This window comes from Streptomyces bottropensis ATCC 25435, from assembly GCF_000383595.1.
Classification (GTDB): domain Bacteria; phylum Actinomycetota; class Actinomycetes; order Streptomycetales; family Streptomycetaceae; genus Streptomyces; species Streptomyces bottropensis.
Genome location: NZ_KB911581.1, coordinates 4,282,495 through 4,295,239 on the forward strand (window position 1 = coordinate 4,282,495; position 12,745 = coordinate 4,295,239).

The 12,745-nt window shown below is 73.0% G+C and carries 10 protein-coding genes; 6 read left to right on the plus strand and 4 right to left on the minus strand.

What is annotated here, in order from left to right; genetic code table 11:
- Positions 1-3: 3 nt before the first annotated feature.
- Positions 4-1,653: a cellulase family glycosylhydrolase gene (locus STRBO_RS0118870; RefSeq protein WP_005474921.1), complete on the minus strand. Its 1,650-nt coding sequence runs from the start codon at positions 1,651-1,653 to the stop codon at positions 4-6.
- Between the two features lie 196 nt (positions 1,654-1,849).
- Positions 1,850-2,980, minus strand: a complete 1,131-nt coding sequence (locus STRBO_RS0118875) for a GDSL-type esterase/lipase family protein (protein ID WP_005474920.1) — start codon at positions 2,978-2,980, stop codon at positions 1,850-1,852.
- A 255-nt stretch (positions 2,981-3,235) separates the two neighbouring features.
- Here STRBO_RS0118875 and STRBO_RS0118880 point away from each other — a divergent pair, with 255 nt between their 5' ends.
- A complete protein-coding gene (locus STRBO_RS0118880) occupies positions 3,236-4,429 on the plus strand; it encodes a right-handed parallel beta-helix repeat-containing protein (protein ID WP_005474919.1) in 1,194 nt (397 codons plus the stop codon).
- Between the two features lie 707 nt (positions 4,430-5,136).
- On the opposite strand, the gene STRBO_RS0118885 is transcribed toward STRBO_RS0118880, so the two are convergent.
- The gene (locus tag STRBO_RS0118885) at positions 5,137-5,760 is read right to left on the minus strand and encodes a TetR/AcrR family transcriptional regulator (RefSeq protein ID WP_005474918.1); all 624 of its coding nucleotides are present in this window, start codon (positions 5,758-5,760) and stop codon (positions 5,137-5,139) included.
- A gap of 208 nt (positions 5,761-5,968) precedes the next feature.
- Here STRBO_RS0118885 and STRBO_RS0118890 point away from each other — a divergent pair, with 208 nt between their 5' ends.
- The 5 genes from STRBO_RS0118890 (at position 5,969) to STRBO_RS44125 (ending at position 11,342) form a co-directional block, all read left to right on the plus strand.
- Positions 5,969-6,535 carry a (2Fe-2S)-binding protein gene (locus STRBO_RS0118890; protein WP_005474916.1) on the plus strand — a complete coding sequence of 189 codons (567 nt, stop codon included), beginning with the start codon at positions 5,969-5,971 and terminating at the stop codon, positions 6,533-6,535.
- Entirely contained in the window at positions 6,532-7,524 is a 993-nt protein-coding gene (locus tag STRBO_RS0118895; RefSeq protein ID WP_005474915.1) for an FAD binding domain-containing protein, read from the plus strand. The genes STRBO_RS0118890 and STRBO_RS0118895 overlap by 4 nt, the downstream gene beginning before the upstream one ends.
- The gene (locus STRBO_RS0118900; protein WP_005474913.1) at positions 7,521-9,641 is read left to right on the plus strand and encodes a xanthine dehydrogenase family protein molybdopterin-binding subunit; all 2,121 of its coding nucleotides are present in this window, start codon (positions 7,521-7,523) and stop codon (positions 9,639-9,641) included. Before STRBO_RS0118895 ends, STRBO_RS0118900 begins: the two co-directional genes overlap by 4 nt.
- Positions 9,634-10,812, plus strand: coding sequence for an XdhC family protein (locus STRBO_RS0118905; protein ID WP_005474912.1), 1,179 nt, complete (start codon positions 9,634-9,636; stop codon positions 10,810-10,812). Before STRBO_RS0118900 ends, STRBO_RS0118905 begins: the two co-directional genes overlap by 8 nt.
- 158 nt (positions 10,813-10,970) lie before the next feature.
- Complete coding sequence (locus STRBO_RS44125; protein ID WP_202499409.1) at positions 10,971-11,342, plus strand: hypothetical protein; 372 nt, start codon at positions 10,971-10,973, stop codon at positions 11,340-11,342.
- Here the strand turns inward: STRBO_RS44125 and STRBO_RS0118915 are convergent.
- Positions 11,286-12,683, minus strand: a complete 1,398-nt coding sequence (locus STRBO_RS0118915) for a phosphoinositide-specific phospholipase C-related protein (protein WP_005474910.1) — start codon at positions 12,681-12,683, stop codon at positions 11,286-11,288. The genes STRBO_RS44125 and STRBO_RS0118915 overlap by 57 nt on opposite strands.
- Between the last annotated feature and the right edge of the window lie 62 nt (positions 12,684-12,745).

A 12,745-nucleotide genomic window follows, 5' to 3' on the forward strand; every position in this document is an offset into this window, starting at 1 on the left:
GGGTCAAGTCGTCGAGCAGGCGGCCCCGTCGAGCGTGAACCCGGTGGGCGCCGGGTTGGTGCTGCCACGGCTCGCCGTGAAGCCGAGGGTGACCGATCCCGCGGCCGGGATGGTCGCGGTCCAGGAGGCGGCGGTGACGGTCACGGACGCGCCGGACTGGGACGCCGTACCGCCCCACAGACTCGAGACGCGCTGGCTGTCGGGGAAGGTCCAGCGCAGGGTCCAGCCGTTGACGGCCGAGGCGCCGGTGTTGCGGATGACGATCTCGCCCTGGAAGCCGCCGGACCACTCGCCCGTCACCCGGTAGCCGACGGCACAGGCCGCCGTGGAACCGCCGGAGGTGGTCGTGACGTTCACCGTTCCCGAGCGCACCGAGCGGTTGCCGGCCGCGTCGCGCGCGTACACGGCGAAGGTGTAGGACGTGGCGGGGGTCAGCCCGGTGAGCGTGGCGGAGGTGCCGGTCGTGGTGGTCGCGGCGGTCTCGGCGGTGCCGTTGACCCGGACCACGTCGTAGCCGGTGACACCGCTCGCGTCGGTGGCCGCGGACCAGGTCAGGGCGGCGGACGAGGAGGTCACCGCGGAGGCGGTCGGGGTGCCCGGGGCCGTCGGGGGAGTGGTGTCGCCGCCGGAGGAGGCGTAGATCGCGGCCTCCTTGGACGTGGCGGCGATGCCGTTCGCGCCGTTGAAGAGGCGCTGACCCCAGCTGGTCAGCCGGTTCGGGTCGAAGCCGGTGACCATGTCCAGGTACTCGACACCGCCGCCGTTGCCGCTCCAGGACCAGCCGAGGTAACCGAGGCCGAGCCGCTGGGCGGTGGCGAGGATGGCGTCCTCGTCGGGGTTGCCGTCCGAGTGGTCGTGCCCGAACTCACCCACCACGATGGGCAGTCCGGCCGCCACGAACCGGTTGAGGTAGTCGTTCACCTCCGCCGCCGTGTCGAAGACGCCGTACATGTGGATGGAGAAGATCGTGTTGGCGTCCGGGTCGGCGGCGAAGACGGAGGCCGCGTTGTCGCGCATCGTGAACGCCCAGTCCTGGCCCCAGTTGGGGGCGTCGACCATGATCGTGTGGTCGAAACCGGCGGCGCGCAGTTTCTGTATCGCGGCCTTGGTGTCGGCGGTCCAGCCCGCGTAGTTGTTGTTGCCGTACGGCTCGTTGCCGATGTTGACGATGACGTGGTCCTCCTGGCCCGTCAGCGCGCTCTGCACCCCGATCCAGTAGTCGGCGGCCCGGGAGAGCGTGACCGCCCCGCTCTGTTCGCCGTAGCCCGTGGTGTCGTGCACCTCCAGGACGCAGATGAGCCGGTTCCGCTTGCACTGCGTCACGACGTTCGCCACGTCGGCCGTGTCGTTGCGGGTCCACCGGTCCCCGCTGGAGAGGACCACGCGCACGGTGTTGGCGCCCTTGGCCTTGATGTGGGCGAGCGAGCCGATCCGGTCGGCGTACCAGGTGTGGGCGTGGTTCACGCCACGCATCACGAAGTCGTTGCCGGAGCGCTCCAGCAGCCGGCCGTTCTCGATACGGAATCCGGGCGGCGCCGCGTGCGCCGGCGTGCCGAGGACGAACAGGGGGAGCAGCAGGCCGAGGAGGGCGGCGGCGAGGGTGGCCGCACGGGGGATACGGGCGGGGGAGGTCGTGCGCCTACGGGATCTCATGGCGGCTCCAGGGAGGGGAGGCGGGGGAGGCGGGGCAGGGGAGAGCGCCTGGGGGGTCGGCTGGTGCTGGTGCTGGTGCTGGTGCTGGTGCTGGTGCCGGTGCCGGTGCCGGTGCCGGTGCCGGTGCCGGTCGTGGGGCAGCGGTCGGCCGGTGGCCTGGGGCGGTCGGCCGGTGGTGTCGCCGGCCGGCCGATGGTTACGAGGTGGCCGTCCCCCGTGCCGTGCAGCCGACCGTCGCCGACGGCGTCCCGGCCGTCGTGGGCGTCGTGGCGACGAATCCGAACGTGGCGCTCGCGCCCGGCGCGAGCGAGCCGTTCCACGAGGCGTTGGTGACCGTGACCGTGCCGTCGGCCGCCGTGGCCGAGGTCCCGTTCCAGACCTGGGTGAGACGGGCCCCGCCGGCCGGTACGACCGTCACGGACCAGCCCGTCACGGCGGACGTGGAGGTGTTCGTCACCGTCACCTCACCCTGGTAGCCGCCCTGCCAGACGTTGGTGGCCCGGAAGACCGCGCCGCACGTGGGCCGGCCGCCGCCCGGATCGCCGGGGTCACCGGGATCGCCCGGATCACCCGGCACCCCGGCGTCGAGCACCGCGCTCAGCGCCGGATACCAGCGGGCGGCGATCTTGTCGTCGCCGGCGGAGTTCGGGTGCACGCCGTCGTAGGTGTCGGTGGCCGTGCTGAACCCGGTCCACTGGTCGACCACCGTCACGGGTGAGTCGACGGTGCTCGTCGCCCTGGCCCAGGCGGGGATCCGCGCGTCGAAGTCCACGACACGCTGTGCGCATCCCGGGCAGCTGCCGGGGTTCATGGGGATGAGCTGCGCGACGAGGATCCGCATGTGCGGGTTGGAGGCCCGCATCTGGCCGACGAGCTTGGTGTACGCGGCGAGGATGCGGTCCGGGGCGATGCTGCTCCACACGTCGTTCGTGCCGAAGTGCATGACAACGATGTCCGGGCGCGTCGCCGACAGGCGGGCGGGCAGTAGGTTCTGGTCGGCCACGTTGGTCACCAGCTCGCCGCCGTGGCCCTCGTTGTCGCCGTCGTGCTCCTGCCCGCAGCCCTGCGTGCCGAGCGTGCCGACGAAGTCGAGGTCCGTGTAGCCGGCGTTCCGCAGACGGTTCCACAGCACCGCCCGCCAGCAGCCGGGTGAACCCGTGATCGAGTCGCCGAGCGGCATGACGCGTACCGGGGCCGCGAGGGTCTCGGCGGTCGCCGGCCCGGCCGCGGCGGGTGGCGCGAGGGTCAGTGCGAGGGAGGCGAGCAGGGCGGCCAGCAGGCCGAGTAGCGGTACGTGCCGTAAGGGGGAATGAGGGGTGCTGCGCATGGATGGTCCCTTCCCTGACGTGAGATGGGAGCGCTCCCAGGTGAACTTGCCATCGTTGTCATTTACACGTCAAGACAGCTGCGTGCATATCTTCCGCCGTGGTTTCGCGTCGATCGCGATGCGGTGTCCCGGCCCTCGGCGTGTTCAAGAATGCGAACATCGATCATGTGCATGGTTATTGACGTGCTCGAAGCAACGGCCCTAGCGTCCAGGGTCGGAAAGCGCTTTCCCCTTCGGTTGCCCGGGAGACGACCCATGCGTCCACAGCGATTCACCGCGTGCGCAAGCCTGTTGAGCGTCCTGGCCGGCGGCCTGCTGGCCCTGTCCGCCCCGGCCGCGCACGCCGCCGGCAGCATCTACGTGGCGACCAACGGCAACGACAGCAACGCCGGCACCCTGGCGGCCCCGTTGCGGACCGTCCAGCGGGCGGTGGACCTGGCGCAGGCGGGCGACTCGATCCTGATCCGGGGCGGAACCTACGCGCCGACGGCGAGCATCCAGCTGCTCAAGAGCGGTACGGCGAGCCAGCCCATCCGGCTCGGCAACTACAACGGCGAGCGGGTCGTCATCGACGGTGAGGGGATGCCGTACACCCCCGGCGCGGTCGGCTCCACCATCCCCCGGGCCCAGCGGGGCGCGATCCACATCGAGGGGGAGTACTGGCGGCTGAGCGGACTGGAGATCGCCAACGGGCCGTACGGGATCTTCGGCGTGGACACCAGTGGCAACGTCTTCGAGCGGCTGGTCACGCGCAACAACTACGAGTCCGGCCTGCACCTCCAGGGTGCGTCGAGTGCCAACCGGATCATCAACCTGGACAGTTACGGCAACCGGGATCCGCGCAAGAACGGTGAGAGCGCCGACGGCCTGGCGATCAAGGAGGGTTCCGGGACGGGCAACGTCGTGCGCGGGGCCCGGCTGTGGAACAACGCCGACGACGGGCTGGACTTCTGGGAGTTCCTCTCGCCGGTGACGGTCGAGGCAAGCGTCGCCCACGGCAACGGCTACAACCGCTGGAGCCTGCCGAACTACACCGGTGACGGGAACGGCTTCAAGCTCGGCGGCGGCGGTGACGAGGACCTGCCCGCGGGGCACGTCGTGCGCAACAGCGCGGCGTGGGACAACTCCGCCGGGGGGTTCATCGACAACGCCAACCCCGGTGCGCTGCTGGCCGAGCGCTGCACGGCGTGGCGCAACAAGGGCACCGGGTTCGACTTCGCCGACGCCGACGGCACACTGACCAAGAACCTCGCGGTCGCCAACGGCACGAACGTCTCGCTGGGCTCGAACTCCGGCGGCAGCGGCAACTCCTGGAACCTCGGCGGCACCTGGTCCTTCACGAGCACGGACGCGACGACGATCACCGGCCCCAGGACGGCGGACGGCTCGATCCCGACGTCACCGTTCCTGCGACCGGCGGGTGGTGCGGATGTGGGGGCGCGGTTCTGAGGGGGCGTTGGCGTGGTGGCGGCGCCGGTCCGTTCGTGAGCGCCGAAGCGGTCTCGAACGCCGGGGCGGAGGTGGCGGGCGGGTTGCTGCGGGGGTTCGGTGTTCCCGCGGTCCGGGGGCGGTGGGGGCGCGGTTCTGAGAGATCCCGGTACGTCGGCGGACGCCGGCTTCGCTCGTGAGCGCGCACGCGGTCTCGCGCCCTGCGGGCTCGGCGGGTGAACGGCCGGATTCCGGCGCGCGGTGCCCCGCGGTCCGCGAGCACCGACGTACCTGTCCGTCGCCGTCGCCGTCGCCGTCGCAGGCGGGATGGCCGGCGGCCGGGCTGCGGCGTCCGTGTTGCTGCGGCCCGCTAGCGGCGGGGCCGCGACGGAGCACGGTGCTTCGGGGGGCCCGTCCTTCGCGAGTGCCGGCCTGGCTGTCCCCCCGCCGTCGCAGGCGAGGGGGCCGGCGCCGGTGCCCGGGTTGCGGCGCCCGTGTTCCTGCTCTCCGCGAGCGGTGCGGCGCCGCTCTGACGGGGCGCGCCGCTCGGCGGTGCCCGGTCCTTCGCGAGCACGTGCGCCGACGCCGGGAGCCGTGCCTGGTCCTTTCGCGTGCCCATGCGCTGTCACCGGGAGCCGTAGCCGGTACAGCGGACAGCTCGTCCCCGCGCTCTGACGTCCCCCACCCGTGAGCCACGGGCCCGTGACCCCGGCGGAGGCCCGTCGGGGTCACGGCCGCGTGCGTCGTCCGGGTGAACCGGGCCGCGCTCCCCGCTCCGGGCTCGCGGCCCCCGTGCGCAGCCCGTCCATGACGAGGTCGAGGAGGCGGGCGGCGCGTGGCTGCCAGTCGGTCTGGGGGTCGAGCTGCCAGAGGCCGGCGATCGCGAGGAAGAAGTCGTCCGCGGTGACTCCGGGGCGGACGGTCCCGGCCTTCTCGCCCGCGCGGAGCAGGAGTTCGGCGGCGTCGGTCACCGGCGTGGGGGCCGGACGGTCGGGGCCGTCGGGGCGGCTGGTGGCCTGGCGGATCGCGTCGGCGAGGCCGGCCTTGGTCATGGCGAACCGGGCCAACCGGTCCATCCACTCGCGCAGCGCCCGGTCCGGCGCGCGCGTGGCGAGGAGTTCGACGGCGGAGTCGGCGACCTGCCGCATCTCGTGGCGGTAGATCTCCAGGACCAGGGCCTCCCGGGTGGGGAAGTGCCGGTAGAACGTGCCCTGTCCGACGCACGCCTTTTTGGCGATCCCGCTCAACGGCGCGTCCGCGCTGCGCGTCAGTTCGGTCAGGGCGACCGCCAGGATGCGCTCACGGTTGCGCTGGGCGTCCGAGCGCAGAGGAGCATCCTTCTTCCGCTCCACAGCACCTCCTCCCCGGGTCCTGGCCGAAACCCGTTCTTGTTAAGCGGACAGCTGTCCATTAGGTTTTTCCGGAGAGGACAGTTGTCCGTTTGTGTCATCGTAGCGTCGGCGAGGCCGACGTGGGCACCCCGCTGTCCCTCTCCATGACTCGACCGCCTGCCGGAGCGAGTCCCTCCGACATGCTCCGATACGCGAAAGAAGGCTGACCATGTCCCCAGCCACCTCCTCGACGTACAGCGCCATCACCCTGAACATCAACGGCGAGAAGCACACGCTCTCCGTCGACCACCGCACCACCCTGCTCGACGCCCTGCGCGAGCGCCTCGACATGACCGGCACCAAGAAGGGCTGCGACCAGGGACAGTGCGGTGCCTGCACCCTCCTCGTCGACGGACGCCGGAGCGTGTCCTGTCTGCAGCTGGCGGTCGCGGCCGAGGGCCGCGAGATCACCACCATCGAGGGCGTCGCCGACGGGGACGAGCTGCACCCCGTGCAGCAGGCGTTCCTCGATCTCGACGGCTTCCAGTGCGGCTACTGCACCCCGGGCCAGATCTGCTCGGCCATCGCGGTCATCGAGGAACACGCGGCGGGCTGGCCCAGTGCCGTCACCGACGACGTCCGCCCCGAGGCGGGAGCGCCACCGCTCACCCCCGCGGAGATCCGCGAGCGGATGAGCGGCAACCTGTGCCGCTGCGGCGCCTACGTGTCGATCGTCGAGGCCGTCGCCCGCGCCGCCGCCGACAGCACCGCGAACACCAAGGAGACCGTGGCGTGAAGGAGTTCGACTACCAGCGGGCGTACGACGTCTCCGGCGCGGTCGCCCTGCTCGGCGCCGACCCCGAGGCCCGCTTCCTCGGCGGCGGCACCAACCTCGTCGACCTGATGAAGACCGGCGTCGAGCGGCCCGCCCGGCTCGTCGACGTCCGCGAACTCCCCCTCGACGGGGTCGAGTCCACCGAGGACGGCGGACTGCGCATCGGCGCGACCGTCACCAACAGCGACCTCGCCGCGCACCCCGAAGTCCGGCGCCGCTACCCGGCGTTGGCCCAGGCGGTGCTGGCCGGCGCGTCCGGGCAGCTGCGCAACATGGCCACCGTCGGCGGCAACCTCCTGCAGCGCACCCGCTGCGGCTACTTCGCCGACGTGACCCAGCCCTGCAACAAGCGCCTGCCCGGCAGCGGCTGCCCCGCGATCGAGGGCGAGCATCACAACCACGCGATCCTCGGCGCCTCCGGGCACTGCGTGGCCACCCATCCCTCCGACATGGGGGTGGCCCTGGCCGCCTTCGACGCCGTGGTGACGTACGAGACGGCCGACGGGCCCGGCGAGTCGCCGCTCGCCGACTTCTACCTCCCGGTGGGCGACACCCCGCACATCGAGACGGCCCTGCCGCCGGGAGCCCTGATCACCGGCGTCGTCCTGCCACCCGCCCCCGTCGCCGCGCACTCCCGCTACCGCAAGGTCCGCGAACGCGCCTCGTACGCCTTCGCCATCGGCTCGATCGCCGCCGCGCTCGACGTCCGCGACGGCCTCGTGCACGAGGTACGGCTGGCTTTCGGGGCGGTCGCGTCCCGGCCGTGGCGGGCCCGCACGGCCGAGCGTGCGCTGACCGGGGCCCCGGCGACCGCCGAGTCCTTCGCGGCCGCCGCCGACGCCGAACTGGCCGCGGCCGCACCGCTGCCGCACAACGGGTACAAGGTGACGCTCATGCGCAACCTCGTCGTGGCCGTCCTGTCCGAACTCACCGAGGAGGCCTCCCGATGACCACCGCCCCCACGGCGCACCAGGGCGCCGTCGGCACCGCGCACACCCGCGTCGAAGGCCGCGACAAGGTCACCGGCGCCGCCCGCTACGCCGGGGAGATCCCCTTCGCCGGACTCGTCCACGGCTGGCTCGCGCTGTCCACCGTGGCCCGCGGCCGGATCCGCTCGATCGAGACCGCCGACGCGCTCGGCATGCCCGGCGTGCTCGCCGTCCTGACGCACGAGAACGCCCCGCGCCTCGACACCGACTACACGGGTCTCATGGGGACGAAGCCCGACCCGACCACCGCCGTCTTCCAGCACGACCGGGTGCCGCACCGGGGCTGGCCGGTGGCGCTCGTCGTCGCCGAGACCTCCGAGCAGGCCAGGGAGGCCGCCGAGGCGCTGGTCGTGCACTACGACCGGCAGACGCACGACATCGCGTTCGCCGCCGACCACCCGGACGCCTACGCGCTGGACGCCTTCGGCCCCGCGGTGATCGAGAAGGGCGATCTGGAGGGCGAACTCGCCGCCTCCGCCGTCGTCGTGGACGCCGAGTACACCACCCCCGAGGAACACCACAACCCGATGGAGCCGCACGCGGTGACGGCCCGCTGGGACGGCGGCCGGCTCGACGTCCTCGACTCCAACCAGGGCACCATGTGGGTCGCGGGCGAACTCGCCAACCTGTTCTCCCTCGACCCGGCCTCGGTACGGGTGCGCTCCGAGCACGTCGGCGGCGGCTTCGGCAGCAAGGGCGTCCGCGCGCACCAGGTCGCCGCCGTCATGGCCGCGACCGTCCTGCAGCGCCCGGTCCGGGTGGTCATGACCCGGCGGCAGATGTTCTCCCTCGCCGGCTACCGCAGTCCCACCGCCCAGCGGGTCCGGCTCGGCGCCGACGCCGACGGACGGCTGCGCGCCCTGGAGCACCGCTCGCAGAGCCTCACCTCGACCGTGCACGAGTTCATCGAGCCGGCCGCCGGACCGGCCCGCGTCATGTACGCCGCCGACGCCCACCACACGGCCAGCAAGGTGGTACGGCTCGACGTGCCGACCCCGACCTGGATGCGCGCGCCCGGCGAGGCACCGGGCTCGTTCGCGCTGGAGTCGGCGATCGACGAACTCGCCGAGAAGCTGGGCATCGACCCGATCGAACTGCGGATCCGCAACGAACCCGAGCGCGGCCCCGTCTCCGGGCTGCCGTTCGCCGGCCGCAACCTGCGGGCCTGCTTCCGCGAGGGCGCCCGCCGGTTCGGCTGGGCCGACCGCGACCCGCGTCCCGGGATGCGCCGCGAGGGCCGCTGGCTGCTCGGCACCGGCATGGCGGCGGCCTCCTTCGGCGCGGGCGCCGCACCGTCCACGGCGGCCGTGACCGCCGAGGCCGACGGCACCTTCACCGTGCGGGTCAACGCGGCGGACATCGGGACCGGCGCCCGCACCGCGCTCACCCTGGTCGCCGCCGACGCGCTGGAGGTCGCGCCGGAGCAGGTCCGGGTACGGATCGGCGACAGCGACTTCGGACCCGCCATGATCGCCGGCGGCTCCATGGGAACCCGTTCCTGGGCCTGGGCCGTCACCCTCGCCGCGCGTGACGTCAGGGAACGCCTCGCCCTCGGCGCCGACATCCCGTCGGAGGGCATCACGGTCCGCTCCGACACCACCGCCGCCATCGGCGACCTCGCCCGGAAGGAACGCCACTCCTACGGTGCCCAGTTCGCCGAGGTGGCCGTGGACCCCGCCACCGGCGAGGTCCGCGTGCGCCGCATGCTCGGCATCTTCGCGGCCGGAAGGATCGTCAACCCGCTCACCGCCCGCGGCCAGCTCGTCGGCGGCATGATCTGGGGCATCTCCATGGCCCTGCACGAGGAGGCGGTACGCGACCGGGCGTCCGGCGGCCACTACGGCGCCGACCTCGCCGGATACCATGTGGCCGCGCACGCCGACGTACCCGCCGTCGAGGCCGACTGGGTGGAGGACCTCGACCCCGACGATCCCGTGGGCATCAAGGGCATCGGCGAGATCGGCATCGTGGGCGCGGCCGCCGCCGTCGCCAACGCCGTCCGGCACGCCACGGGCGTACGCCACCGCCATCTGCCCATCCGGCCTGATCGCGTCCTGACGGCGGGCCGGGATGCTTGACGCGGCCACCGAGCTGAGCGCGTGGGCCGAGGAGGGCCGCGACTTCGCCGTCGCCACCGTCGTGGCGGTGAGCGGCAGCGCCCCGCGCGGCCCCGGCGCGGCCCTCGCCGTCGACAGCCGGGGCACGGCCGTGGGCTCGGTCTCCGGCGGCTGCGTCGAGGGCGAGGTGTACGAGCTGTGCCGGCAGGCCCTGGCGGACGGCGAGACCGTCCTGCGGCGCTTCGGCTACAGCGACGAGGACGCGTTCGCCGTCGGCCTGACCTGCGGCGGCGTCATCGACATCCTGGTCACCCCCGTCACCGCCGGGTCGCCGGTCCGAGCCGTGCTGCGTGCCGCCCTCTCGGCCGCCGCCCGGGGTGAGCGGACGGCTCTCGCCCGCGTCGTCCAAGGCCCGGCCGAACTCCTCGGACAGGCCCTGCTCGTACGGGCCGACGGGGCCGGCGACCGGGCGTACGACGGTGCGGCCGGGGCCGGCCACGAGGGCGGTCTCGGCGGGCACCCCGACCTGGACCGGACGGCCGCCGCCGAGGCACGGGCCATGCTGGACGGCGGACGCTCGGGCACCGTCGAGCTGTCGGCGGACGGATCGCACTGCCCCGGCGGCCTCACCCTCCTCGTCGAGACCCGGGTGCCGCCGCCCCGCATGATCGTGTTCGGGGCGATCGACTTCGCGGCGGCGCTGGTGCGCGCGGGCAAGTTCCTCGGCCACCACGTCACCGTGTGCGACGCCCGCCCCGTCTTCGCCACGCGGTCGCGCTTTCCCGAGGCCGACGACATCGTGGTGGACTGGCCGCACCGCTACCTGCGGCGCACCGCGACCGACCGGCGCACGGTCCTGTGCGTGCTCACCCACGACGCCAAGTTCGACATCCCGCTGCTGACGGCGGCCCTGCGGATGCCGGTCGCGTTCGTGGGGGCGATGGGCTCCCGCCGCACACACGCCGACCGTGAACGGCGCCTGCGCGAAGCCGGCCTCACCGAACGGGAGCTGGCGCGGCTCAGGTCCCCGATCGGGCTCGATCTCGGCGCCCGTACGCCCGAGGAGACGGCCCTGTCCATCGCGGCGGAGATCGTCGCGGCCCGGCGTGGCGGGACGGGCGTCCCGCTGACCGGGTCGGGGACGCCGATCCACCGTGAGGCGGCGGAGGCAGGTGACGTGGCGGCGGCTTGAGAAGGCGTGGCGGCGGCCTGAGGAGGCACGGGTCGGAGTCGCCCGAGGACACGCGGGCCCGAGTACGTCCGAGGACACGCGGTCCTGAGTACGTCGGCCGGGGCGACTGAGTACGAGGCCCGATGCCCCGGACCACCGGCCGCTGGTGCACTGTCCTCATGGACACGTCCCCCTCGCGCCCTCGCCCCCTCCGCAACGTCACCGCCACGGCCGCCGCCACCGGTTCGGCCCTCGTGGTGGTGCTCGTTCCGCTCGTGGTCGGCGCGCTGGTGGCGCGGTCGGCCGGCGGTGACCCGATGGCGTCGGTCAACGCCCTGATCGCGGGCGGCGGGGAGCGGGCGAAGCTGTCCCCGAGCCATCTGCCCGTCCTGCGGGGCATCCGCACGATGCCCCGCAGGACGGTCCGGCACCTGTCCCGGCGACGGTCGGCGCAGGACCGTCCGCAGATGGACCGCCGTCTGCCGGGGCGACTGCTACCGGCCCGCCGCGAGGACGTACGTGTTGAGGTTCCCGACCGTCGTGAGCGGTGACGGCGAGCCCAGCTCGTAGCGGTCGACGGCGAGATAGTTGGGCTTCTTGCGCGCGGCCGGGGTGCAGAAGTTCTGCGCGCGGTTGCCCAGCTTGGCGTTGTCCGTCTCGGCCGTGCCGCTGATGGTGTAGTCGCGGAAGTGGTTCATGACGAACAGCGGGTGGAAGGCGGCCGAGTCCGTGGTGAGGGGCCTGCTCGTGCCCCAGCGGCTGTAGCAGGACCAGTCGGAGCCGCCGAGCCCGCCGCCCATGGACCAGTAGTTCTCCACGGTCCACTCCCGCTGGTACATCACCCCGAAGGTGTCGCGGGTGGCGTACCCGGCGGAGACGTCGCTCGCGCGGGTGCGGTCGCTGAAGACCAGCAGCTGCTTGCCCCGTGCGGCGAGATCCGCCATGGTCGGCCAGCCGCTGGTCGCCACGCCCTCCTGGTCGGGCCGGTACAGCACGTCGGACAGACCGCTGACGGAGGCCAGCGACGCCTTCAGCACGTCGGAGGAGGTGTAGTCCTCCAGGAAGACGGTGGCGAACTGGCCCGGGTTGGCCTTGAGGAAGTCGACCATGCGCCGGAGGTCGGTGGCGAGCGGAACCGGACTGCCGACGCCGTCACAGCTGTTGTGGCAGAGCACGGCCTGTCCCGACACGGTGTACGCGTCCAGCATGAACCCCCTTACCCCGTCGGTGAGTTGACGGCTCACTCCGCGCGACTGGTTGGGGAAGAGGCTGACCGGGAACGAGGCGAAGTTGCCGTCGGCCCCGTTGGCGAAGGCGTTGTGGGAGGTGAGGAACGTGACCTGGTCGAGGGTCCGGGTGCCGGGCGACGGCATGGCCGACGTGGCGGGGGCGACCGGCGTGAGGTACCAGCGGGCCTGGTCCCCGTTCGACCCGATCCGCACCAGGGAGGAGTCCGAGGACACGCCCGTCAGGTACTGCGAGGCGCCGGGCACGCCGATCGTGTACGTGCCGCTCGCGGCCTCGGTGACCGTCCAGGTGGTGCCGTCCGCGCCACAGGCCGCCGTCACCGCCGAGGTGCCGTCGCGGCCGAGGCAGATCCCCGACTCGTCGGCGTTGCGCAACTGGTGGCCGCCGCCGACGGCGACCGGTGTCCACTGCTGGTGGTCCTCGTTGCCCTTGGGGTTGTGCGCGACGACCGTACCGCCGCTGTCCGCCGCGTTGAGACCGGTGACGGAGTTCTGCAGATAGACCGAGTACGCGGGAACCGCGGCTGCGGCGGGACCCGGGAACGCCATGGGCGCGCCCATGGCGAGTGCGGCGGCCGCGCACAGGGTGCGGGCGTGCGCGCGGGGGCGCGAACGAGGACGGGGTTGGGGACGGGACAGACTCACGGGGTTCCTTCCGCTCCGGCAAGCCGGGTTGATGTCAGAGGCATGACACACCGAGCACCGGG